Source organism: Dietzia aurantiaca (genome assembly GCF_021033825.1).
Classification (GTDB): Bacteria; Actinomycetota; Actinomycetes; order Mycobacteriales; family Mycobacteriaceae; genus Dietzia; species Dietzia aurantiaca.
The window spans coordinates 37,336-61,618 of the sequence record NZ_JAIFXZ010000006.1 but is presented as its reverse complement, the minus strand read 5'-3'; the positions used below and the strand labels follow the sequence as shown (position 1 = coordinate 61,618).

Below are 24,283 nucleotides of genomic sequence, written 5' to 3'. Positions count from 1 at the left end.
CGCCGCGGTTGCACGACAGCACCCCGTAGCTGCAAGACATCTGGCGCGAGATCCGGCATCAATTTCGCACAGTTTGTCGTGCGACCGGAGGGGAATGTCTTGCAACCGAACGGCTCGGCCGGGGGTGGGCGGATCGGGCTGCGGGGTGGCGGACCCGCGCGGCGGGTGGCTGATCCGGGTGAAGAGAGCGGATCGGGCGACGGAGCGGCGCTAGCGGGTTCCGGCTCAGCGGCGTGGGGCCGCCACGCGCACGGCCAAGCCGGAGCACACGGCCACGGCGATCAGGACGACGGCCGCGGTCCACACGACCGAGCTCGATCCGGCCAGCAGGAGGGCGTCCAGGGCTGCGGTGGCCTGCCCCGTCGTCGTCGCCGAGGTGGCCGTGACCACCGCCGACGGCGCGCCGCCCGCGACCCACACCCACCACGCCACGCCCGCGGAGAGCCCCGCGAGGACCACCGCGACGATCCGGCCCGGCCACTCCCCCAGCACCGCGCCGAGCGCGCGCCAGAGCAGGGAGGATGCGACGACGACGAGGCCCACCACCGCCACGACCGCGATCGCCGAGACGACGGACGGGACATCCGCCGTGGCCAACCCCCACGCGGACAGGCCCGCGGTGAGCACGATCAGGGCCAGGATCTGCTCGGCGAGTGACGAGCCCGGCCGGCGGACGAGCTGGACGAGCAGCGCTCCGAGGACGGCGGCCGCGGCCACCCCGAGGATCCCGGCCGACGTGCGCCGCTGCGAGTCCTGCGCGGCAGCGGCTGCCTCGAGCCCGGCGTCGCCCTGCTCGGCGGCCAGGGCGCGGCCGGTCTTGCCGATAGCGTCCTGCGTGCGGCCGGCCGAGTCGGACACACTGGCGGCGCCGTCGCGGAGCGTGCCGGCGCCGTCGGCGAGGGTCGCTGCTCCGGTGGCCAGCTCACGCGAGCCGCGGGTGGCCTCGTAGATGCCGTCGCGCAGCGGGGCCCCGGGGGAGGAGAGCTGGCGCGCGAGTTCGTCGGCGCCACCGGAGAGCCGGTCGAGGTCGCTCAGCATGCCCTGGTTCATGCCCTGGGCCTGGAGCTGACTCTTGAGGCCCAGCAGGGCGTCGCGGGCCCGAACGTTCTCGGGGGCGTCCCCCTGGAGTCGGGAGACGGCGTCGTCGATCGCCGTCAGGACCTGGCCCTGGATCACGGCGACCCCACGGACGGCGCCGACGAGCTGGCCCACCCCGCCGGCGAGTTCGTCCGCGCCCGTGCCCGCCTGCCCCATCCCGTTCTGGAGTTGCTCCAACCCGGCCGCGAGCTCGGCCGAGCCGTCGCGCAGCTGGTCCGCGCCACCGGAGAGTTCGGCGGTCCCGTCGCGCAGCTGGCCGGTGCCTGCGACCGTGAACGAGGAATTGGCCGAGGCCTCCGACAGCGCCGACTGGACGGGGCCGCCCGTGCCGGCGCCGGCGTCGGGCTGCTGCGGGGCCGGGCCCACCACGGCCCAGAGCGCGGCCAGAGCGAGCGGGATGACGATGAGGACCAGGCCGACGAGACGTCGCATCACGCCCGGGCCGACGGTCGTGTCGTCAGGCTCATGCTCCTGCTCGGCCGCCTCCGCCTCCGCGTCCACCGCGGGGAGGACATCGGTGTCCGGATCAGGCGCGGTGTCCGGATCGGGCGCGGGTCCGGTGCCCGTGTCCGCGGGCGGGATCACGGATGGCTTCGCCGAAGGTGACTTCGAGGGGCTCATGTCGGCAGCGTATCCGCTGGACAGCGACGTTCCCGCAGGTCACCCGGCACGTCATCGGATCGGTGTCACAGTCGGTTGTTAAACTCCTGCAAGACGGGTCACAGCCGGAACGCCGCCGGATGTGACCTGTGTGACCGACCTCGGCTGCCCTCGCAGCGTCTGACCCCCCGCGCGCTGCCGCCGCAGGAAGGAGCCATGAGCCCCGTCCTCGCAATCGCCGCGGCCGGACTCGCCGCACTGCTGGCGTGGCCACTGACCCGTTGGCTCGGGCGGGGTGCCGGGTGGCCCCTCGCGATCCTCTACCTGCTTGGCGCTTTCGCGCTGCTCTCCCCGCTCTCGCTGGCTCTGGCGGACATCCCGACCGAGGTCGTGCGTATCCCCTGGGTGCCTGCGCGGGACTGGACGCTGGATCTGTTCGCGGACCCCACCGGGCTGTTCTTCGCGATGCTGGCGTTGGTGATCGGCGCGGTCGTGCTGATCTACTCCACGGCGTACCTGCCCGGCAGGCCGCGGGGCGAGGCGCGAGGCGGGTCGCAGCACTACGGCTTCTACCAGCTCATGACGCTGTTCACGGTGTCGATGCTGGGGCTGGTGCTCACCGACTCACTGATCCTGCTCTTCGTCTGTTGGGAACTCACGTCGCTGGCGTCGTTCGCGCTCATCGCCAATTCCGGACGCAAGGCGTACTCGTCCGCTCTGCGCACGCTGGTCGTGACGATCGTCGGTGGGCTCGTGCTGCTGGCGGCGGTGGTGGCTATCTGGCTGCGCACCGGCACCACGTCGATCTCGCAGGTGCTCGGCCACGAGGTGTGGGCCACCGACCCGGGATTCACCGCGGCGGTCGCCGTGGCGGTGGCCGTGGCCGCGTTCACCAAGTCGGCGCAGTTCCCGTTCCACTTCTGGCTGCCGGACGCGATGGCCGCCATCACGCCAGTCAGCGCGTACCTGCACGCCGCGGCCGTGGTCAAGGCCGGGATATTCCTGCTCATGCGCTTCTCGCCGATCTTCCACGACGTGGCGGTGTGGAACGCGCTGCTCGTGACCGTCGGCATGGGTACCGCCGTCATGGCGGCGGTGTTCGCGCTGCAGAAGACCGACCTCAAGCAGCTCATGGCGTACTCGACGGTGAGCCAGCTGGGCTGGATCATCGCCACGATCGGCATCGGCACCCAGGCTGCGCTCGCCGCCGCCGCCCTGCACACGCTCGCGCACGCGCTGTTCAAGTCCGGACTGTTCATGCTGGTCGGCGTGGTGGACCACGAGGCCGGCTCCCGCGACATCCGGGACCTCGGACCGCTATGGCGGCGCATGCCGTGGACCTTCGGGGCCACCGTCCTGGGGGCGGCGGCTATGGCCGGCATCCCACCCACGCTGGGTTTCGTCTCCAAGGAGTCGATGCTCACCGCGTTCGGCGAGGCCGCGGGCGGCAACTCCGTCGCCGTGACCGTGCTGCTGGCCGCTGCCGTTGTCGGCGCGATCCTCACGTTCCTCTACTGCGCCCGGATCGTCATGGGCGGGTTCCTCGGCCGGTACGCGCGTGATCCGCAGGCCACCGCCGGCGCTGATCGTCCGGCCGTCCCGGACACCACCGACGTCCACGAGGCGCCGGTGCGACTGTGGCTGCCGGCCGCACTGCCTGCCGTCATCGGCCTGCCGCTGGCGCTGGACGTGGGCATCCTCGACGCCCCCATGGCCGCGATCGCCCGGGCCGCCGCAGGACCCTTCGGGTGGACGCCCATCCAGCGCGGCTTCGCCGAGTACAGGGCCCTGCCGGCCGGATTCGGAGAGGCGGACCTCGACTACAGCCCGCACCTGTCCCTGTGGCACGGGTTCACGCTCGAGCTCGGGCTCACCGCGCTCATCCTGGTCGTCGGCGCCCTGCTCGTCTGGCAGCACCGCGTCCTCGATCGGGCGCTGGACCGCGAGCTTCTGCCGTTCACCGGTGCGGCGGTGCTCGAGTCGATGATGCGCGGCACCGTCAGCGCGGGCCGCGCACTGCTGCGGCCCACCGCCTCCGACTCCCCCGCCCGGCACGCCGGCGCGCTCATCGCGACGGTCTGCGTCTACGGCGTGGGTCTCGGCGGATGGGCGTTCGCGACCGAGGCCACGTTGCCCGCCCGGCTCGGCGACCTCGACCGGACGATCGACGTGGTGCTGCTGATCGTCGTGGTGCTCGCCGTCATCGGGCTGTGCACGGCGCGCTCGCGGCTGGCGGCGGTGGTCCTGCTCTCGGCCGTCGGCATCGCGGTGACCATCCAGATCTTCGGGCTCGGCGCCCCCGACGTGGGCCTGACCCAGCTGCTGGTCGAGGCGCTGACCATCATCATGTTCATGCTGGTCCTGCGCCGGCTGCCGAAGGACTTCATCGCCCCGACCCGCACCCGCCGCACCGCGGCGATCGTGCTGGGCGTGGCCTCGGGCCTGGTCGCCACCGCCGCAGCGCTGGTCTTCAGCGGGCGCCGCGAGCGCTCGCCGATCGGCATGTACCTGCTCGAGAACGGGCCGGACATCACCGGCGGCGCCAATGTGGTCAACACGATCCTCGTGGAGTTCCGTGCGCTCGACACCTTCGGCGAGGTCTCCGTCCTCGGCGTGGCCGGGATCGCGATCCTCGCCGTCCTCGGCTCGGTCCGCAGCCGCGCCAGCAACAACACCGTCGACAATCAGGACGACGACTTCCTCCCCGGCACCGAGCAGGCCACCGGCAAGGCCGAGACGGCGCTCGAGGACGCCGACCGCAACACCATGCCTCTGCGCCTGCTGTCCCGCGGCGTGGCACCCACCCTCGCCGTCGTTTCGGTGCTGCTGCTCTGGCGAGGGCACAACGAGCCGGGCGGGGGATTCATCGCCGCGCTCGTCGCCTCCTGTGCGTTCGCGCTCTACTACCTGTCCCGCGAGTCGGACTCCCCGGTCAGCAAGCCGTCCACCCCGGTCACGTTCATCGGCGGCGGGCTCATCCTCGCCGGCCTCACCGGGGTCGGCGGCTACGCGTTGGGCGAGTTCCTCGAGCCCGCGCACTGGTACATCCTCGGCCAGCACATCAGCAGCGCACTGTTCTTCGACCTCGGGGTCTTCTTCGGTGTGCTGGGCCTGGTCATGACCGCGTTCAACACCCTCGGCGCGGAGGGCACCGCCGTCGACGCGGTCCCCGGAACCGACCAGACCGTGGAGGCGAGCCGATGACCTTGGCGATCATGATCGGTGTCCTCACCGGCGGTGGCGTCTACCTGATGATGCAGCGCGGCATGGTCCGCGTGGTGTTCGGGCTCGGACTGTTCAGTCACGCCGTCAACCTGATGTTGCTGTCGTCCGGGGTGTCCGCGTGGCGAAGCGAACCACTCGCGGACGTCAACAGCAGCGACATCTCCGCCGATCCGCTCCCCCAGGCGTTCGTGCTCACCGCGATCGTCATCACCATGGCGGTCACGGTGTTCATGCTGTCGCTCGCCGTGGTGGGGCGCGACGACGACACCCACGACGTCCCGGACACCGGCGACGAGGCCTTCACCACCACCGGACGGGAGGGTGCCGCGTGATCGCTCTGCTCCTGCCGCTGCTGGCCGCCGTCCCCGTCATGGCCGCGGCGCTCGCCGCGATGATGCCGTGGCGGATCGTCGGCCGCCTGCTGGCGCTGGCCGTCCCCGTCGTCACCGCCGTCTCGGGCATCGGACTGCTCGTACACCACCACGCCGAACCCGTCGTGGCCGCCCAGGTGGGCGCGTTCGTCCCCGGAGTGGCCATCCCGATGGTCTCCGACTCCTTCACCGCCATCATGCTCGTCGCGACAGGCGTCGTGGCGGCCGCGGCGATCCTGTTCTGCGACCTCACCGGCGAGTTCACCCGAAGCCGCTACTTCGCCCCCCTGGTGCTGCTCCTCCTGGCCGGCGCCAACGGGGCCCTGCTCACCGGAGACCTGTTCAACCTGTTCGTGTTCGTCGAGGTCATGCTGCTGCCCTCGTACGCGCTCATCGCCATGACCGGAGGCTGGCGGCGTCTGGGTGTGGGCCGCCTGTTCGTGGTGGTCAACCTCCTCACCTCGACCGTGCTGCTCGCCGGCGTGGGCTTCGTCTACGCCTCGGCCGGGGCGGTCAACCTCGCGGCGCTGGCGGGCGCGGCGAGCGAGGACGGCCGCGTCGCCGCGGCGCTGGGCATCGTGGTGATGGCGCTGTGCATCAAGGCCGGCGCGGTCCCCGTCCACGGCTGGCTGCCCCGGGCCTACCCCGGCACCTCGGCCGGCGTGATGGCCCTGTTCTCGGCGCTGCACACCAAGGTCGCGCTGTACGCGGTCATCCGCATCTGGGCCACCGCCTTCGACCTGGACCCCGCGTGGGGCCGCGTCATCCTGGTGGTCGCGCTCATCACGATCCTGGGGGGCGCCATCGCCTCGGCGGCGCCCGTCGACGCCCGCGAGATCCTGGCCTGGCAGATGGTCTCCGGGGTCGGTGTCATCCTCGCCGCGCTGGTGGTCGCGTCCGCGCCGGGCGGGGCGATCGTCTACATGATCCACCACATGGTCACGATCGGCGCGCTCATCCTGCTCGTCGGGGCGGCCGAACACCTCTACCGCAGCGACCGCCTCGGCACGCTCACCGATCTGTGGAACCGCGAGCGGCCGCTCGCCGTGCTCATGGTGATCGCGATCGCGGCCCTCGTCGGACTGCCGCCCACCTCGGGTCTGGTCGGCAAGCTCGAGGTCCTGTCCGCCGCCCTCGACCCCGGCACGGTGTGGGGGGTCGTCACCGTCGTCGTCGTCCTGCTCGGGTCCCTCATCGGCCTCGTGGCGATGCTCCGCCTGTGGCGGGGGATCATGTGGCGCGACGCCGCGCCCGGAGGTGACGCGCCCGACGGTGACGCGTCCGGCGACGCCGCGCCGGTCCGGGACGACGACGACAACGCGCCCACCCGTCCCCGCATACCGGGCCGGCTTCTCGTGCCGGGCGGCGCGCTCGTCGCAGTCTCGGTGGCGATGTTCCTCGGCTACGGCGCGGTGGCCCCGGAGGTCGACCGGGCCGTGGGCGGATTGGTCGACACCGCGGCATATGTGCAGGCGGTGCTTGGAGGTCCCGACGCGCTGACCGCCACGACCGTGGGGGGTGTCTCGTGATCGGGCGCATCGTGCGGGCCCCGCTCGTGCTGGGGTGGCTGCTGTGGAACGTGGTGGCGTCGTCGTGGGCGTTGGCCGTCACCGCGATGACCCCCGGCCCGGTGGGCAGCCCGGTCCTGGTCCGGTATCCGATGCGCTGCCGCACCGACATCGAGGTGACCGCGCTGTCCTGGGCCATCACCGTCACGCCGGGCACCCTGGTGACGGTGATCGGCGAGACCGACCTGTGGGTGCACGTGGTGCTCGGCGGGCCGCGCGAGGAGATGGTCGAGATGCTCGCCGAGACCGAGGACCGCATCCTGTCCGTCCTGCGAGGTGAGAAGTCATGAGTCCGTTGCTCACCGTTCTGCTGGGGTTGGCCACAATGATCGTCGCGGCGAGCATGCTGGTCGCGGCATACCGCGCGATGCGTGGCCCTGGCGATGCCAACCGCGCCGTGATGGCCGACCTCACGTACTTCTGCGCCGTTGCGCTGTTCGTGATGTTCGTGATCCGCACGGGGTCGGCCGTCTCCCTGGACGTGGTGATGCTCGGCTCGCTCCTCGGCGTGCTGTCCACCGTCGCTCTGGCGCGGCTGCTGTCGAGAGGACGGAGGTGAGTCAGATGGGCGATTCGGTGATCAGCGACCTGCTGATCGGCGTGCCCGCACTGCTGGGCTCGCTGTGCTTCCTCGTGGCCGCGGTGTCCATGAATCGGGCCCGCGACGCGCTGACCCGCATCAACATACTGTCCGTCGCCACCGGATTGGGCATGATGCTGTTCATCGTGGCCGCGTACGTCGACGACCTCACCGGCGGTTTCCGCTGGTCGGGACTGATAATGGCGCTGGTCGCGTTCGGCGCGACCGTGGTGGTGACCTCCGTCGCCTCCATCACGCTCGCCCGGGCCGCATACCGGGCGGACCCGCGGCTCGATCCCCGGACCGCATACGACGACCTGTCAGGAGTGGAGTGACGTGAGCGCCCCGTCCCGTGGAGTCAATGATCCCTCTGAGTCCCCGGACGACCCGGCGGACCGGATCGCCTACGACCCGGTACTGGCCGCACGTCGCGTCGACACCCTGATCGACGCCGGGGATCTGCGCAACGCCGCCGAGGTTCTGGACGAGATGCCGCCGTGGCTGGTGGTCGATGTCCTCGAGCGAAGTGGCACCAAAGACCGGGCGGTGATGTTCCGGCTCCTGCCCAAGGACACCGCGACCTACGTGTTCGAGTCGCTCGACCCACCGCTGCAGTCCGAGCTCATCCACGACCTGCACGACAGCCGGGTCAGCGAGATCTTCGCCGAACTCGACCCGGACGATCGCGCCGGTCTGATCGACGAGCTGCCCGCCAAGGTCGCCACCCGCCTGATGCGCGAGCTCGACCCGGAGGAGCAGGCGCTGACCGCGGCCGTCCTCGATTACCCGGTCGGCTCCGTCGGGCGCCGCATGAGCCCGGAGTACGTGTCGACGCACCCCGACACCACGGCCGGGCAGACCCTCGAACGGGTCCTTCAGCGGATCGACCGGACCGAGACGATCTACGCGCTGCCCGTCACCGACGACGAGCGGCACCTCGTGGGGATCGTCGGCCTGCGCTCGGTGATGCGGGCGGACCCGGATACCCCGATCCGCGAGCTGATGAACGAGGCCGTGTCGGCGCGCGCTCGTGAGTCCGACGAAAAGGCCGCCCGCCGGTGCTCGGGCGAGCGGTTCATCGTGTTGCCGATCGTCGACGACGAGAACCGGCTCGTCGGCATCCTCACCTTCGACGACGCCCTGAGAATTCTCCAGGACGCCGACTCCGAGGACACGGCCCGCCAGGGTGGTGTCGAGCCACTACGTCGGCCGTACCTGTCCACCCCGATGCGCTCGCTCGTGCGCTCTCGTGTGCTGTGGTTGCTCGTGCTGGCCGTGGGCGCCACGCTCACTGTCCAGGTGCTGGAGGTCTTCGAGTCGACCCTCGAGCAGGTCGTGGCACTCTCGCTGTTCGTCCCGCTCATCATCGGCACCGGCGGCAACACCGGAAACCAGGCGGCCACCACCGTGACGCGAGCCCTCGCGCTCGGCGATGTGCGACCACGGGACACGGCCCGCGTCCTCTGGCAGGAGGCCCGCACGGGATTCACACTCGGGCTGATTCTCGGCTCGGTCGCGTTCGCGGTCGCGGGTCTGGTCTATGGGGTCGATTTCGGGCTGGTGATCGGGCTGACGCTGTTGTCGCTGTGCACGATCGCGGCGTCGGTCGGCGGGATCATGCCGCTGCTCGCCAATACCGTGCGAGCGGATCCGGCGGTGTTCTCCAACCCGTTCATCTCGACCTTCGTCGACGCCACCGGGCTGATCGTCTACTTCCTCATCGCGCGCGCGGTGCTCGGACTGTAGGCGGCCCCGGGCCGGGTCCGTTGCCAGGCCGGGCCCGGTGCCGGCCCTGGGCCGCCGCCCGCCCGGCCTGACTTACGCGTCCTATCTGCCGGTTTTCGACGGACCTGCGCGCCCGGTTTGGACCAAACCGGGCGCGCAAGTCAAGGGCAGCCGCCCCCGGCCAGCGGATTCCAGCTGGCCGGGAGCGGCCGGGCGGGGCAAGCGGGTCAGACCGACTTGGCTTCCCACATCCAGTGCAGCTGCTCGAGTCGAGCGCTGACGCTGATGAGCAGATCCTCGGTCACCGGATCACCGCCGACCTTCGCGATGTTGGCGCGCAGACGAACGATCGTGGCCGCGAGCGCCTCGGTGATCACGCGGATGACCTTGTCATCGGAGGCGAACTCCGACGAGGCCTCGTCGAGCGCCGAGTCTGCGGCGACCGTCTTGGCGCGACCGTCCGGGCTGACGCCCACGGCCGTGGCCCGCTCGGCGACCTCGTCGGTGAAGCCGCGCGCGTCCGCGACGAGCTCGTCGAGCGCGAGGTGCACGCTCTGAAACCGCGGGCCGACGACCGACCAGTGCACCTGCTTGGCGACCAGCGACAGGTCGATCAGGTCGACGAGCGATTCCTGCAGGGCGCCCGAGACGGCCTCCTGGTGCTCGGCCGGGACGAACGAGGTAATCGGACCATTCTTGGAATCGGTGGCCATGATGGCTCCTCTCTGGCCCGGCATTTCCGGGCCGCACGGTTCTCTACTTGTGTATCAACGCCCGACGGGAAGGACCGATTCCTGCTCGGCCCTTCCCGTCGGTGTGCAGTGGGTCAGTCGCGCAGACGGTGGGTACCGCGCTCCGAGGCCTCCACCTTGGTCTTGACCGCTGCGCCGAGGTCGGGATCGACCGCGATCCAGTAGGCGTACACGCGCTCGAGCAGGTCGGTCTCCGACGGGTCGATCGCGCTCACGTGGCCGGCGATGTTGTTCTGAAGGCGCTCACGGGCCGCCTCGTCCATGACCTCGCGGTACAGGGTGGTGGCCTGCGCCTGGTCCGTGTCCTCCGCGTGCGGCTTGACGTCGCCCCGGAAGATCTCCGAGCCCTCGGCGTCCCAGGCCCCGAAGTCGTAGGCCTTGGCCGGGTCGGCGGTGGGCCCGTCGATCGAGTTGGGGTGGTACTCGGCCACGGCCGGGTGGTTGAACTCGTACTGCATGTGGCCCTCCTTGGAGTAGGAGTTGACCGGGGACAGCGGCGAGTTGACCGGCAGCTGCTGGTAGTTGGCGCCGATGCGGTAGCGGTGGATGTCCGGGTAGGCGAACACGCGGCCGAGCAGCATCTTGTCGGGCGAGAAGCCGATGCCGCGCACGATGTTGGTGGGCGCGAACGCGGCCTGCTCGATCTGCGCGAAGTGGCTCTCCGGGTTCCGGTTGAGCGTCATGGTGCCGACCTTGCGGAGCGGGTAGTCCTTCTGCGACCAGGTCTTGGTGAGGTCGAACGGGTTGAACCGGTAGTTCTCCGCCTCGTCCACGGGCATCACCTGCAGGTGCAGGTCCCACGAGGGGTAGTTGCCCTCGCGGATGTTCACCCAGAGGTCCTCGCGGTGGAAGTCGGCGTTCTCGCCGTCCTTGCGCTCGGCCTCGTCCTGGGTGAAGAACTCGATGCCCTGGTTGGTCTTGAAGTGGAACTTGACCCAGTGACGCACGCCCTCGGCGTTGATCATCTGGTACGTGTGCGAGCTGAACCCGTCCATGTGACGCCAGGTCCGCGGGATGCCCCGGTCGCCCATGAGCCAGGTGACCTGGTGGGTCGACTCCGGGCTCAGGGTCCAGAAGTCCCACTGCATGGCGTGGTTGCGCAGGCCCGAGCCGTTCTTGCGGCGCTGCGAGTGGATGAAGTCCGGGAACTTGATCGCGTCGCGGATGAAGAAGATCGGCGTGTTGTTGCCGACCATGTCGTAGTTGCCCTCTTCGGTGTAGAACTTCAGGGCGAAGCCGCGCGGGTCGCGCCAGGTGTCGGGGCTGCCCTTCTCGCCGGCGACGGTGGAGAAGCGGGCGAGCATCGGGGTCTTGACGCCCTTCTGGAACAGCCCGGCGCAGGTGATGTCGGAGATGTCCTCGGTGGTCTCGAACTCACCGAACGCGCCGGAGCCCTTGGCGTGCGGCAGGCGCTCGGGCACGTTCTCGCGGTTGAAGTGGGCCAGCTTCTCGATGAGGTAGAAGTCGTGCAGCGGCTGCGGGCCCTGACGGCCGACCTGGGCGCTGAACTCGTCGTGCGGGACCGGCACGCCGCCGTCGGTGGTGGTGGGTGCCTTGGGCTCGATGTTGCGTACGCCGCGATCGGCGGGGTGCGTGGTCACGTCTGTGGCTCCTCGTGGGTTGGGTGGTGGTGAGGTGGTCGGGGGTCCCAGCCTGTGACATCTGGGATGTGGTCTGCGTCTCAGTCTGCGACGAGAAGGGCCTCGCTCGCCCGACATTCGGGACATATGCCCCAGTAATTGACCTCGGCTTCATCTATCTCGAAGCCGTGATCGTCGTCGGCCGCGAGGCACGGGGCGTGCCCGACCGCGCAGTCGACGTCCTCGATCCGGCCGCACCGGCGGCAGACGAGATGGTGGTGATTGTCGCCCGTGCGTCGCTCGTAGCGCGCCGGAGATCCGGCGGGCTCGATTCGGCGCATCAGCCCGGCGTCGGTGCAGACCCGCAGCGCGTCGTAGACGGTCTGGGTGGACACGGCGCCGAGCCGCTCGCGGACGTGGGTGGCGACGTCCTCCGCCGCGATGTGGGGGTTGATGCCGACGACGACGAGGACAGCCAGCCGCGGAGAGGTGACCCTCAACCCGGCGTTGCGGAGCAGCTGCTCCGGACCTTCCATCGCTGTCGTCATGACCACTACCATAGTCGGCTATCTGGAATTCGTCCAGATTTGGAGAGAATCGCTTTTACGATCTTCTCGCGGACGTGCCGTGCCCGGTGGCGGGTGTCGATGTGGGCGGTCGTTGTCGTCGTCGCCCCTACCCGCACCGTGGGCGCCGACTAGGCTGGCCCGCGACCGAAGCCACTGCAGGAGGACGCCATGTCGGAGACCGCTGACAACACAACGCCGCAGGCCACCGCGGGGCCGGTGGTGTGCGGCTACGACGGCTCGCGGGACGCCCGGCGGGCCGTCGCGTGGGCGGCTGAGTGGGCTCGCGACCACGATGTGGCGCTGAACGTGATCTCCGCCGACCGGGCGGTCGGACGCGTGGTGGCGTTCGACGAGACGGCCCGCGCGAACGTCGAGGGCGCGATGCGCGACCAACTCGTCGAGCTCACCGGAGACGTGCAGGCGTCGTTCCGCGTGATCGCGGACAGTCCCGTGGGCGCGCTCATCGAAGCCGGCCGGGGTGCGTCGGCGATCATCGTTGGCAGCCGTGGGCTCACCGCGCGCGAGGACTTCGCCATGGGCTCCACCTCCGCAGGTGTAGTGGAGCATGCGACCTGTCCGGTCATCGTGATCACGCCCCGGACACCGGAGAGCCCCAGCAGCGGCCCGGTCGTGCTGGCCGCCGACGGCTCGAAGGCCAATGACCCGGCCGCGGCGTTCGCGTTCACCGAGGCGCAGCGGCGTGGCACGAGCGTGCGGGCCGTCCACTCGGTGGAAGTTCCCAAGCTGCCGGGGGCATCGCTGTTCGACCTTGACACGCTGGCCGAGAGCGTGCTCGCCGAGGACGAGGAGCAGGTCCTGAGCGCCCTGGCCCCGCACGAGACCCGGCACCCGGGGGTCTCGCTCGAGTTGATCCTGGTGGTGGGAGATCCGGCCACCACCATTGCTGACGAGGCCGACGGCGCGTCGCTGCTGGTCACGGGATCGCGCGGTCACGGCGGTTTTGCCGGGCTTCTACTCGGCTCGGTCAGCCGCCGCCTACTGCAGACCGCGCCCTGCGCTGTCGCTGTGATCCGCCCGGTCGACTGAGCCGCCGCGTCACCTCATCGTCTGCAGCCGACTCCCCTGCCGAATGCCGATTGACCTGTTTGTTGGCGTTTCATCTGCGGAGCCACACTCGTCACACGCCAACACGCAGGTCAACCCCGCCGTCGCTGGGGAGTCAGGCGGGGCCGATGCGGAGCATGCGGGTCAGGGTGGGCTGCCACATCACGCCGGGCGCGTCGCCCCGGGAGGCCAGCGTGCCGGTGAGTTCCATGGGCTCGTCCAGCGGGGCGTGGCCCATGAACGTCCGCATGACCTCCTGGCCGGTCTCGATATCCGTGGAGGTCGCGAACACCGGTCCGAACTTCTGCGCCAGCCCCAGATCGAGCAACTCCTGGCCCGGTAGCGGACCGACCTGCGAGCCTGCCGGGCCGAACGCGGCATCAGCCGCAGCCGGGCCATAGGCCATCGCGTGGATCTGCCCGTCACCGGTGGTGAGCTTGGGCAGCGATGCGGTCCGGGCCAGCGAGGTCCAGGCGCGCGAGCAGGTCCCGTCCGCGCCCGACCCGTTCACATCCACATCGATGCGGGTCATGCCGCCGGTGTACGGGGCGGACGGTGGCACCGCCGGCCCGTCCACCGCGAACGGCGGGTACTCGAAGCCATAGGTGTTGACCAGCACCAACGCGTCACCGAACGCGATGATCGAGTTCTCGGTGGCCGCGGGCCCGTCGATCAGCACGCCGTCCGCAGCCGCCGTGGACGGGTCGAGCGTCGTGGCGAACGCCGGCATCCGGCACACTTCGGATCCGTCGGTCTGACGCAGCACGATGAGGTCGGGGTGCTCGGAATCGTCGGTGATCGCGATCAGCCCATCGTCCGGGCCGAAGTACGTGGGCGTGGTGCCCGATCCGTAGGCCAGCAGGCCCGGCTTGCGTCCCGGCCCCACCTCGTAGCCGTGCCGCCAGCGCACCACCGGCGTCCCGTCGGCCTCGGAATCGATCTCGTACAGCGCCCGGGTGGTGATCACCGACGCGCCACCGGGGCGGATCGTCAGTCCGTTGGTTATCCGCTCACCGGCGGGAAGTGCGAGGAATCGCAGTTCCGGGTCGTTGTCGTCGTCGCCATGGCTTCCGTCCCCACCCTCGGGGCCGGCGCCGGCCGGTCGCACGGTTCCCACCACGCCGTTGGACGTCGCGAACCACACGCGCCCGTCGAACGCGGGCATGAGACCGGTGATCGCGTCGCCCTCCGGCACGGCCGGGGACAGATCGGCCAGGACCTCGACCGTCATCCGCCACGGCCCCTCGGCGGTGCGTTCATGCCCGACTGCGAGCAGTCTGCGGTTTCCGTCGGCCACCACCACCCGGTCGCGGTCATCGAGGTAGCCGTACACGCCGCCCAGAAGGGCCCCCTTGGCCAGCTGCACCTCCGCCAGCACGTCAGCGGTGTCGGGGTGGAAGAGCTTGACCGTCGGCGCCAGCGGGGTGGGCGGGTTCATACCGACGTAGGACGTGCACAGGGCGACCGGCATGCCGTCGGATCCGATGAACACTGTCGAGCAGGTCGCGCCGGTGAGCGACGAGGTGATCGCCGGGTTCGCACCAGGGCCCCGGCCGGGCAGCGTGTCTGTGGACGCGGCGTCGCCGTGCACCGTAGCGGTACCGGCTGGCCCGAGTCCGGGTGGTGACGCCGCCTGCGCTCCGGCCGTCCCGGCACCCGCGACGGTCGACTGCGCTCCTGCGGCCGGCGCGTGGGGTATCACCAATACCGTTGCCGCGATCGTTGCGCCGACTGCCGCCAGCGTCCGTCTCGGAATCCTCATGGTTTGATCCCACCACGTAGACACGTCATCCGCCGGACATCCCGTCGAGTTGGTCGGCCGTCCACACCGCGCACTGCCATCGTTAGCTAGTCCGGTCCGGGCGCCCATTTACACGGTACGCGCAGGTTACTGGACAAACGACCGAAATCATCGGCCGTGGCCACGTCCGGGAATGAGTACATTCGGTGATACATTTGTACACCGGTAGCGCCGGTGCCCGGCTGCGCGACAGCCGAGCGTCAAGGAGGTGCCGGATGGGAGGTCCAGAGCCCCCACCGCACAGTCCTGTGTTACGTCCGGACGCGCTGGCCTCGCTGTCCGGCGGCGAGCAGTTGGTGGTGGTCTACGCTCCGCGCTTCCTGGCCGTGAGCACGCTTCTTCGGGACTGGGTGGAAACAGCGGCTCCGGCCAATGTGGCAGTCGCCCCGGTGATCGACCCGGGGCGGGGCACGGACGAGCGCGCCTACTGGTCCGCCCTCGCCTCGCGCCTGCCGCCGCGTGCGGATGTGGCCGAAAGGGACGACGACAGTCCCTACTCAGCCGTCCTGGCGCGGCTGTCAGCACTGGAGCAACCCGCAGTTCTGGTACTGGACGATATGCACCTGATTTCCGACGCCCCCGCACGTCTGACCGATCTGTTCGACCACGCCCCGCCAGCGGGCGTGCGGATCATCGTGGCCTGCCGGAGGCAGCGGGACCTGCCCGGTCCGATCCCCTGCGTGACGAGTCGGAGAGTCGTTACTCCAGACACGCTCTGTTACGGCGTCGAGGAGATCCCCGCCCTGGCGCGGCAGCGGGGCCTGAGCGTCAACGTCCGCTCACCGGAAATCATCCACCGACTGACCGACGGCCTGCCCGCATTGGTCCACGCGGTGCTCGACGCGGTACCTGCGGCACAGCTGGCCTCGCCCGAGCATCTGGCGCAGTATGTGCCCGGCGCGATCGACCGCAGGATGGATGCGGAGATACGAGGCAGCACCGATCTGGGTCGATGGCGGCGCGAATTGATCCTATCCGCCGCGGCGTCCCCCCTGAACCGGGATTCGGTCGCGCTGCTCGCCGGGCCACGTGCGGCTGAGTTCACGGCAGTGCTTGACGACCTGGGAATCGCGGCCACCGACGGCTCCCCGACCGATCGTCGCTGGCTGTTCCCCGCTCCCGTGGGCGATTCGCTGCTGCGACTGGCGCATTATGAGCTGCCAGTGGATCTCGGCGAATACCGGAACGGGTTGATCAATGTCTGGCTGGACCTGGACCAACCGAACGACGCACTGAAGGCCGCGGCAGACCTTGAAGACTGGGACCGGGCGATAGCGGTGGTCCGCGAGCACGCGGGCACCCTTTACACCCGTGACTACCCCGTCACAATGGGTGACCAGGTCCTCGCCCGTATCCCCCCGGAAATCGTGTCCCACGATCCGGTGACCCGCCGCCTGTACTCGATGCACCACAATTTCGCCGCTCCGCGCGATGCCCCTTTCCCTGCGACGGTCGAACCGGTCGGCGAGGAGACCGACGAGAACATCTCCTCAAGGCTCCTGCATGCGGTCGAACTCCGAGTGGCGGGGCAGTTCGCCAAATCCGCCCAGGCATGCGATCCTCTTGTCGACCAGATCGCCGTGCCCGAGAAGGCGAGCCGGGACGAGCGCGAACTACTGGCGATGGGGCTGGTCCATATCGGTAACAGCTTCATGCTCACCGGGCGGTTCGCGGACACGATCGGGGTGACGCGCCGAGGATTCTCGGTCGCGCCCGAGGAGAGCTTCGTCCGCCGTGACGCGGCGGGCAAGCTCGCCCTGACCTACGCGGTCACGGGGCGACTCACCGAGGCCGAGCCGTGGCTCGAGGAGGAACGGCGGCACGCCGCCCTGCCCGCCGGGACCGAAGAGTTGGTACGGCCTGCCGGCGATGTCGCGGCCGCGCTCCTCGCGCTGGAGCGTGGCGATCTCACCGCCGCTGCGGACATACTCGGGGATCTCGGCCTGCCGGCCGACCGCGAGGAGTTCTGGGGCTTCATCCTCTACGCCCATGCACGTCTGGCCCTACTGCGCGGAACCCCGACCGATGGCGTGCGCCTGTTGAGAACCGAACTTCCGCGGTTCGCCGGGGCCCGCGGACATGGCGCGGTGGCGGGGCCTCTGCTCGACGCGGCCCTGGCCGATCTCCTCCTATCCTCCCTGGATGTCACCGGAGCCGGCGAACTCATCGAGCGGTCGACGCATCCGGTGACCGCCCCGGCGCGCGCTCGAACACTGCTCCTGGCAGGCGACGCTAACGAGGCGTTGGCAATCGCGGCCGACGCCTTGAGCGATCTGCGTATCACCACCCGCGGTGCCGCGGAACTGCGTATCGTCGCCGCGGCGGCCTCGTGCGCGACAGGGGATGACCTGGCGGCCGAGCGCTACCTCAGCGCGGCTGTCAGCGCATGCCGGTCGACCGGAATGCGGTGCCCTTTCCTCCTCCTGCCCGGCGAGGTGCTCCGTACACTGGCCGGGCTCGGCGCAGAACTACCGGTCGATGAGGGGGCCTATCCCGCGGACACCGGGCTGTTCAGTCTCCCCGCCGGGGCGCAGCACCACCCTTCGGGGGCTGAAGGGGGGACGAGGGTTCCCCCCGCCGGTGAACTCGGCCCCCTCTCGGAACGCGAGCTCGTGGTGTTGCGCGCACTGACGTCCGGGGCGACGAACAGGCAGATCGCCGAAGCTGGACACGTCAGCATCAATACCGTGAAGACGCAGCTCAGGTCGGCATTCCGGAAACTTGGTGTCAGCTCGCGAGGCGATGCAGTGGTTGTAGCCCGGCGACGCGGCCTCATGCAGCCCTAGCCCGAGCATTTCAGAGCATTCTTAGAATTCACCCGCTTTCACCCGGGTGATTTCCGTATCGCACTTGGATTCAGACCCTTTTCGCTCACTAAGGTTTAACTGAGCACTCTGCGGCCGCCGTCCGTGCCGACGGCGGATTTCAGCCTCCTGCTCGCGTGGAATGCCCCCCCCCCCGTACACACCGGCGGCCAGCGCCGCCGGCTTCAGCTCGCGATTACCCGGCCCCCCCCTGGGCCGTCAATCTGTGGCCCCTGAAAGGACCTCTCATGCTCAACCGCCTCCTGAACCATCGTGATGGAGAGGGGGTGGCTCGGTGGATCGCGATACCCGTGATCCTGGCTGTGTTGGCGCTCGTCGCGACGTCGCTGACGTTCCCCTGGGCGGCGTCCGCACAGGAGGCGACGACGTCACCCGGGGCGACAACGTCCGCCACCGCGCCCGCGACCTCCACCCAGACATCGCCGGCCTCGCCGACCGGGCGGGTTGACGGCTCCGCAACGCCGGTTCAGCAGCGCACGACCACGTCGGCGCGCCCGGCCCCGGCGGCAACTCCGACCGTGAGCACGGTTCGGCAGATGCCACAGGGCAGCCCGCGGAATGTTCAGCCGTACGCGCTGAACCCCGGCATCATCGTGAAGATCAAGGAACTCGACGGGGACCCCGCCACTGGGCCCGGCGGGTCCCTCCTGGTCGGCGACACCGTCCGTGTCGTCGGTACATGGACCGCGCCGGAGGACGCAGTCGGTGGCGACCAGTTCTTCATCAATTTCCCCCGAGAGCTCGAGGTCGAGGCGCAGAGTTTCACGCTCAACGGCGATGACGGCGAAATCTGGGGCAACTGCGAGATCGACCTCAGCACAAACAGGGTGACCTGCACACTCACCGACATAGTCAACGGTCTCTCCGACGTCGGCGGCACGTTCACCATGTTCTCCGAAGCGGTCGAACGTGTGACCACGGAGACGATCGACTTCGGCGTCAACGGAGAAGTCCAAGCCGTGGACCTGCCTGGCGAGGGCGGCATCAGCGACGGGGTCGTTATCGGCGATGCCACCAAGACCGGCGCATTCACCCCGGACCGCCAGGCCATCACGTGGACGATCGAGATCCCGGGCAGCGAGCTCGCTGCTCTGGCCGACGAGGACGGCGCAGTCACCCTCGAGGACGACCTGTCCCCGAACCTTGCGCTCTGTGTGGATGCCGACCGCGGCCGACCGGCGCCGACACTGCGAGCCGGCCGCGGCAACGACATGCCTATTGTTCCCGGTGGCGTCACCGTCACTCAGGAAGAAGCCGGCTCGCCACTCTCGATCGTGATCGACACCGGCGCCGACTTCAACCCCGAGCAGCTCTACCGCGTCCAATACACGACGTGCACCACCAGTGGCGTGGTCGACCCCGCCGGCACCCAGTACTCAAACTCCGTGGACATCGGCGGCGCCACTGTGGGCAAGGGCATCGGTCAGGACTGGACGCCGACCACCGCCCCGTCGAAGTCGGGCTCCTGGGCAGGAGGCTCGCGATTCTCGCGACTCAACTGGACGGTCACCGTCCCCGGCACCATGGCTCCGGACGGCGTCATCAACATCGCCGAGCAGCTCAGCTCCAACCATGCGGTGTGTAGCGATGGGTTGGGCCTGACAGTCACGATGCGGGATTATCTGCCGCTGCCCGGGGCAAACGCCCCCGTGGCGGTGAACGTGACCGATCAGTTCACGCTCACCGGGCAGCCTGCCGAGGGCGCCGCGAGCTTCACCCTCGGCCTGACCTGGAACGGCACCGGGGAGTTCGACCCCGAGAAGTACTATGTCGTGCAGTACCGCACCTGCGTCACCAGTGAGCAGGTGCCGAACAACGATGTCACCTTCAGCAACGCTGCGACCGTCAATGGTGCGCCAGTCGATGCTTCCGTGACTGGTCATAATTTCCCCGGCAGCAAGCGCGGCACCTTCAACACTGCGCCGCGCGAGGTGGGCGGCGAGATACAACCAGCGAACACCACTATCGACTGGTCCCTCGATGTTCCGGGCCACGATCTCGAGAACCTCGGCACCAACGCCGTCATCAACGACACCTTTTCAGGCACCTTGGCGGTGTGCGAGATCGGCGACGATCTGAAGCAGAGCCTCAACTTGAGTGTGATCGCCCGAGACTTCCAGGGAGGCGGTCCCATCGAGCGGCGCGATCTCACGGCCGACACCGCCGTCGCGCTCAACGGGAACACTCTGCAGTTCACCCTTCCGAAGGAAGAGGGCGACTACAACCGTGAGGTCGTCTACGACATCGACTACACGCTCTGTACCGCCAGCGGCGGAGTCGACTCCCGAGGTACCTCCTACACGAACGAGGCGACCTGGCAGGGCGCGAGGTTCAACCGTTCGGTCGAGCGGAGCTCCGGCGCCGGCGGTACCGGCCAGGGCGTGGCCCGTGGCTCGTTCTCGCTGCAGAAGTTGGTCGCACCGTTCTCCGAGCCGTTCCCGATCGACGAGACCGTGTTCTCGGTGCGCGTCGAGGAGTTCGCTCCGGGGGTGGATCCCGAGTCCGGAGCCGCTGACGAGACGTACACCGTCGAGGTCAAGGCCGACGGCACGCCGGTCAGCGGGTTCAACGCACGCGGTGCCGGATGGCAGATCCGACTGACGGAGATCAACCTCCCGCACGGCAACGGCGTGTTCTTCGAGCCCGGAATCTTCCACCCGGCCGACGGCGTGGAACTCAATGAGGACCGCACAGAGGCGCTGATCACCATCCAGCCGCGGACAAACGTCGCGGTCGAACTCGTCAACAACGCGCAGCTCGGCGGCGCGAGGGTGTCCAAGGAGGTCATCGGCAACGCCGCCGGTGAGCTCACCGGCGACGAGAAGTTCGTCATCCAGGCGAACGTCGATACCGGCGTCGAGGGCTCCGGCACGGAGCTGCGCGAGTTCACGCTACGAGACGGCCAGTTCTACGACCTCGGCGACCTGCCCATCGGCACGACGGTGACGTTCAACGAGGTTCGGCCGGCCGACACCGACCGCATCACCTGGTCAGATCCGGTCTTCGAGCCGGCAGAGCTGGTGATCAGTGCCGACCAATCGGCGAACGTCGTCACCGTGACCAACGAGGTGTCCATCACGCAGGGCAGCTTCACGATCAGCAAGGATCTTCGCGGACCGGAGGCGGACAACGCCGCGGTGCCGGAGTCTTTCGAGGTGCTGGCCACCTGGACCGACGCGAACGGCGCAACGCAGCAGAAGCCCCTCCTGCTGCCGTCGAACGGTAATCCGATCCCGTTCGGCGAGGATCTGCCCGGCGGCACCCAGGTCACGCTGACCGAGAGCGTCCCGGCTGACGGAAACGGACTCGCCTGGGGTACGCCCTCGTACGTCGGGGACGTCACCGTCGACGGCGCTGGCTCAGCAGTGTTGACCGTCGGCCAAGAGCCTGGCACGGTCACGGTGCGCAACTTCGTCGACACTAATGACGGCACCCTGCGCCTGGCCAAGCAGGTCAGCGGCGAGGCCGCCGACGCCGTCGGCGACGCCGAGTTCACCGTCGAGGCGCGATGGCGCGACGGCACGAGCTACCGCACCGAGGTACTCACCCTCCGCGAGGGTGAGTCCACGCCGCTCGGCCTCGACCTCCCCGTCGGCACCGAGGTGACCTTCACTGAGACCGCTATCCCGGAGATCGCCGGACTCGACTGGGGATCCCCGTCGTGGGCCACGGATCCCGCGGGGGACTCCTGGCTGGTCACAGGCCCGGACGACACCGCCACCGGCATCGTCTCCGACGACCCCACCGGCGGCCGCCTCATCACACTGACCAACGAGGCCGGGTGGCAGACGGGCTCGCTCGCGTTCGAGAAGTTCCTCTTCGACGGTGAGGATCCGGTCCCCGCGGTCGAGTCCGATCTGCCGGACGGAACCGAGTTCCGCGTCCGGATCGACGGCATCTCACCCGCTCTGCCCGCGGGCACCGACTTCCCGGCAGTGGGTCGCACCATCACGCTCAACTCTGACAACGGCTGGAGCTGGGAGTCCGGGGACGTGCTGCCCACGGGCACGGTGGTCACCTTCTCCGAGGTCGACCCCGCGCCCCTTGACGGAACTGACTGGGCGCGACCGTTCTACTACGTGGCCGCGGACGCAGGGGAGCCGGAGGACCGCAACTCGGTGGAAATCGAGTCCGGCGAGCGCGCCGAGGTCGAGATCCGCAACCGCCCGATCCCGACCGCCGACGTGCTGATCGAGAAGTTAGTCACGGGAGCGAAGGGCGAGGAGGTCGCGGCCGACAAGTCCTCGACCTTCGAGGTCACCGCCACCTGGACGGACCCGGATGATGAGGCGCGTACCTGCGTCCTCGATGTCCGCCCGAACGGGACGATGAGGGCGACCGCGGACTGCGATGCCGTGGTGGTCGGCGACAGGGTCCAATTCCCGCTGGACACCGAGATCACCTTCGTCGAGACGGACTCACGGACCCGCGTCGACAACGTCTCCTGGGGCGATGTTTCGTGGGGCGTCGCGGACGGCAGCGCGGACACCGACGAGCTCGACGGTGAACCCGCCGGTGCCCTTGTCACCCTCACCGGTGACTCGGACGAGCGTGTGACCCTGGAGCTGGAGAACGAGGCCAACCTGACGGAGGGCACGTTCGGCATCTCCAAGCAGATCACCGGTCCGGAGCAGCACAACGACGCAGTTCCGACGTCCTTCGAGGTGCTCGCCACCTGGACCGACGCGGACGGCACCCAGCAGGAGGAGACCCTGATGGTCCCCTCGAACGGGGCCACCGTGGAGTTCCCGTACGACCTTCCTGGCGGCACCGAGGTCACGCTGACCGAGGTGGTTCCGGCGGACGGGAACGGTCTCGCATGGGGACTCCCCTCGTACAGCGGCGATGTCACGATCAACGAGGCCGGCTCGGCCGTGCTCACAATCGACCAGGAGGAGATCCGGGTCGTGGTGGGCAACTACGTCGACACCAACGACGGCACTCTCCGCCTGACCAAGCAGGTCAGCGGCGAGGCCGCCGAGGCCGTCGGTGAAGAGGCCGAGTACACCGTCGAGGCGAACTGGCAGGCCGGCACCGAGTTCGGCACCACGCTGCTCACCGTCCGCGAGGGCGAGTCCACGCCGCTGGGTGTGAACCTCCCCGTCGGCACCCAGGTGACCTTCTCCGAAATCGGCCTTCCCGAGATCCCCGGTGTGGAGTGGGGTGGCAGCTCGTGGGGCACCAATCCGGCGGGCGCCTCGTGGCTCAGGCCGAACCGCGACGGCACCGCTACCGGCATCGTCTCCGACGACCCCAACGACGGCCGCATCATCACCCTCACCAACGAGGCACTGTGGCAGTTCGGTTCGGTCGGCTTCGAGAAGTTCGTCCTGGACGGCGAGGACCCGGTCCCCGCGTCCGAGGCCGGTCTTCCCGCGGACGCCGAGTTCGAGGTCCGGATCGACGGAATCGACCCGGCCCTCCCTGCCGACGTCGACTTCCCGGCGGTGGGCGACACCGTCACCCTGGATGCCGCTAACGGCTGGAGCTGGGAGTCGGGCGAAGTTCTGCCCAGGGATACCGTGGTCACCTTCTCCGAGGTCGATCCCGCTCCTCTGGACGGAACCGACTGGGCGCGGCCGACTTACTTCGTCACGGCCGATGCGGGTGAGCCGGGTCCGCGCAACACCGCGACGATCGTGCCCGGCGAGCATGCCGTGGTCGAGATCCACAACCGCCCGATCCCGACCGCGGACGTGGACATCGACAAGATCGTCACCGGACCGAAGGGCCGCCAGGTCGCTGGCCACGAGTCGACGACCTTCCAGGTAACCACCAGCTGGACCGATGTCGATGGCGAGGAGCGCTCCTGCATCCTCGACGTGACGCCGAACGGAGGGATGACGCCGACCGTCGATTGTGACGCGGTGGTAGTCGGCAATCGGGTGCAGTTCCCGGTGGATACCGAGATCGCCTTCGTCGAGACCGGTGCCCACACGGACGTGAGCAACGTCAACTGGGGCGATGTCACCTGGAGTGTCGCCGGTGGTGGCGCTGAAGCCAGCCCGATCGCGGACGAGCCCACCGGCGTCGTCGTCACTCTCACCGGTGACGAGCCGGTGAGTCTGGAACTGGAGAACGAGACCAGCAGCAGGGGGTTGATCTTCATCCCGATCCCGATCCCGCTGCCGCCGTTCGATGGTGGATCGTCGACCCCGCCGGGACCGGGTGCAGTCGATCCGTCGGGACCCCAGAGTCCGGGTGAGCCGGCACCGTCGGGCCAGAGCCGCCCGGATAAGCCGCAGCGTCCGAGCGGGCAGGAGAAGCACCATCGTCCGAGCGGCCAGCAGAAGCCGTCCGGCCACAACGGGGCGCCCGGCAAACCGGCTCCCGCGCGGCCGGGCAAGTCCGGTCAGTCGCTCGCGGTCACCGGTGCCAATGTCGCCTGGCTCGGCGGTACGGCGCTCGTGCTGATCGCTGGCGGCACGTGGCTGATACTGCGTAACCGCAGGAACCAGGCGGTCGAGTAGTCCGCTTCAGTTCCACCCCGACGCGGTGTGTGCATCCTGGTTCACCAGCACGCG

Annotated in this window: 15 protein-coding genes; 10 read left to right on the top strand and 5 right to left on the bottom strand. The window is 69.3% G+C overall.

All coding sequences use genetic code 11. From position 1 onward, the window contains the following. Nucleotides 1-225: 225 nt before the first annotated feature. On the bottom strand, nucleotides 226-1,719 hold the full coding sequence (locus K3888_RS08555) for a hypothetical protein (protein WP_230929840.1): 1,494 nt from the start codon (nucleotides 1,717-1,719) through the stop codon (nucleotides 226-228). A 195-nt stretch (nucleotides 1,720-1,914) separates the two neighbouring features. Between K3888_RS08555 and mbhE the strand changes: the two genes are divergently transcribed. The 7 genes from mbhE to mgtE all read left to right on the top strand — a co-directional run bounded on the left by mbhE (nucleotide 1,915) and on the right by mgtE (nucleotide 9,188). Next, nucleotides 1,915-4,902 carry a hydrogen gas-evolving membrane-bound hydrogenase subunit E gene (gene mbhE / locus K3888_RS08550; protein ID WP_230929839.1) on the top strand — a complete coding sequence of 996 codons (2,988 nt, stop codon included), beginning with the start codon at nucleotides 1,915-1,917 and terminating at the stop codon, nucleotides 4,900-4,902. Beyond that, nucleotides 4,899-5,255: a sodium:proton antiporter gene (locus K3888_RS08545; RefSeq protein ID WP_230929838.1), complete on the top strand. Its 357-nt coding sequence runs from the start codon at nucleotides 4,899-4,901 to the stop codon at nucleotides 5,253-5,255. Before mbhE ends, K3888_RS08545 begins: the two co-directional genes overlap by 4 nt. Next, the gene (locus tag K3888_RS08540; RefSeq protein WP_230929837.1) at nucleotides 5,252-6,823 is read left to right on the top strand and encodes a proton-conducting transporter transmembrane domain-containing protein; all 1,572 of its coding nucleotides are present in this window, start codon (nucleotides 5,252-5,254) and stop codon (nucleotides 6,821-6,823) included. Before K3888_RS08545 ends, K3888_RS08540 begins: the two co-directional genes overlap by 4 nt. Continuing rightward, nucleotides 6,820-7,152 (top strand): Na+/H+ antiporter subunit E, encoded by a 333-nt coding sequence (locus K3888_RS08535; protein WP_230929836.1) that lies wholly within the window; start codon nucleotides 6,820-6,822, stop codon nucleotides 7,150-7,152. The genes K3888_RS08540 and K3888_RS08535 overlap by 4 nt, the downstream gene beginning before the upstream one ends. After that, complete coding sequence (locus K3888_RS08530) at nucleotides 7,149-7,421, top strand: MrpF/PhaF family protein (RefSeq protein WP_230929835.1); 273 nt, start codon at nucleotides 7,149-7,151, stop codon at nucleotides 7,419-7,421. The genes K3888_RS08535 and K3888_RS08530 overlap by 4 nt, the downstream gene beginning before the upstream one ends. A 5-nt stretch (nucleotides 7,422-7,426) precedes the next feature. Then, nucleotides 7,427-7,777 (top strand): cation:proton antiporter, encoded by a 351-nt coding sequence (locus tag K3888_RS08525; RefSeq protein ID WP_230929834.1) that lies wholly within the window; start codon nucleotides 7,427-7,429, stop codon nucleotides 7,775-7,777. A 64-nt stretch (nucleotides 7,778-7,841) separates the two neighbouring features. Then, nucleotides 7,842-9,188 carry a magnesium transporter gene (gene mgtE / locus K3888_RS08520; protein ID WP_308281951.1) on the top strand — a complete coding sequence of 449 codons (1,347 nt, stop codon included), beginning with the start codon at nucleotides 7,842-7,844 and terminating at the stop codon, nucleotides 9,186-9,188. A gap of 206 nt (nucleotides 9,189-9,394) precedes the next feature. Here mgtE and K3888_RS08515 read toward each other — a convergent pair whose 3' ends face one another. The 3 genes from K3888_RS08515 to K3888_RS08505 all read right to left on the bottom strand — a co-directional run bounded on the left by K3888_RS08515 (nucleotide 9,395) and on the right by K3888_RS08505 (nucleotide 12,047). Beyond that, nucleotides 9,395-9,880 carry a Dps family protein gene (locus tag K3888_RS08515; protein WP_230929833.1) on the bottom strand — a complete coding sequence of 162 codons (486 nt, stop codon included), beginning with the start codon at nucleotides 9,878-9,880 and terminating at the stop codon, nucleotides 9,395-9,397. A 113-nt stretch (nucleotides 9,881-9,993) separates the two neighbouring features. Continuing rightward, nucleotides 9,994-11,520: a catalase gene (locus tag K3888_RS08510; protein ID WP_230929832.1), complete on the bottom strand. Its 1,527-nt coding sequence runs from the start codon at nucleotides 11,518-11,520 to the stop codon at nucleotides 9,994-9,996. A gap of 80 nt (nucleotides 11,521-11,600) precedes the next feature. Beyond that, nucleotides 11,601-12,047, bottom strand: a complete 447-nt coding sequence (locus K3888_RS08505; protein ID WP_230929831.1) for a Fur family transcriptional regulator — start codon at nucleotides 12,045-12,047, stop codon at nucleotides 11,601-11,603. A 189-nt stretch (nucleotides 12,048-12,236) separates the two neighbouring features. Here K3888_RS08505 and K3888_RS08500 point away from each other — a divergent pair, with 189 nt between their 5' ends. Then, nucleotides 12,237-13,115, top strand: a complete 879-nt coding sequence (locus K3888_RS08500) for a universal stress protein (protein ID WP_230929830.1) — start codon at nucleotides 12,237-12,239, stop codon at nucleotides 13,113-13,115. A gap of 133 nt (nucleotides 13,116-13,248) precedes the next feature. Here K3888_RS08500 and K3888_RS08495 read toward each other — a convergent pair whose 3' ends face one another. Next, nucleotides 13,249-14,895: a hypothetical protein gene (locus K3888_RS08495; protein WP_230929829.1), complete on the bottom strand. Its 1,647-nt coding sequence runs from the start codon at nucleotides 14,893-14,895 to the stop codon at nucleotides 13,249-13,251. A gap of 254 nt (nucleotides 14,896-15,149) precedes the next feature. Between K3888_RS08495 and K3888_RS08490 the strand changes: the two genes are divergently transcribed. Together K3888_RS08490 and K3888_RS08485 are read left to right on the top strand one after the other, a co-directional pair. Next, nucleotides 15,150-17,720 carry a helix-turn-helix transcriptional regulator gene (locus tag K3888_RS08490; protein WP_230929828.1) on the top strand — a complete coding sequence of 857 codons (2,571 nt, stop codon included), beginning with the start codon at nucleotides 15,150-15,152 and terminating at the stop codon, nucleotides 17,718-17,720. Between the two features lie 575 nt (nucleotides 17,721-18,295). Next, entirely contained in the window at nucleotides 18,296-24,229 is a 5,934-nt protein-coding gene (locus K3888_RS08485; protein ID WP_230929827.1) for a DUF5979 domain-containing protein, read from the top strand. The last annotated feature ends 54 nt before the right edge of the window (nucleotides 24,230-24,283 follow it).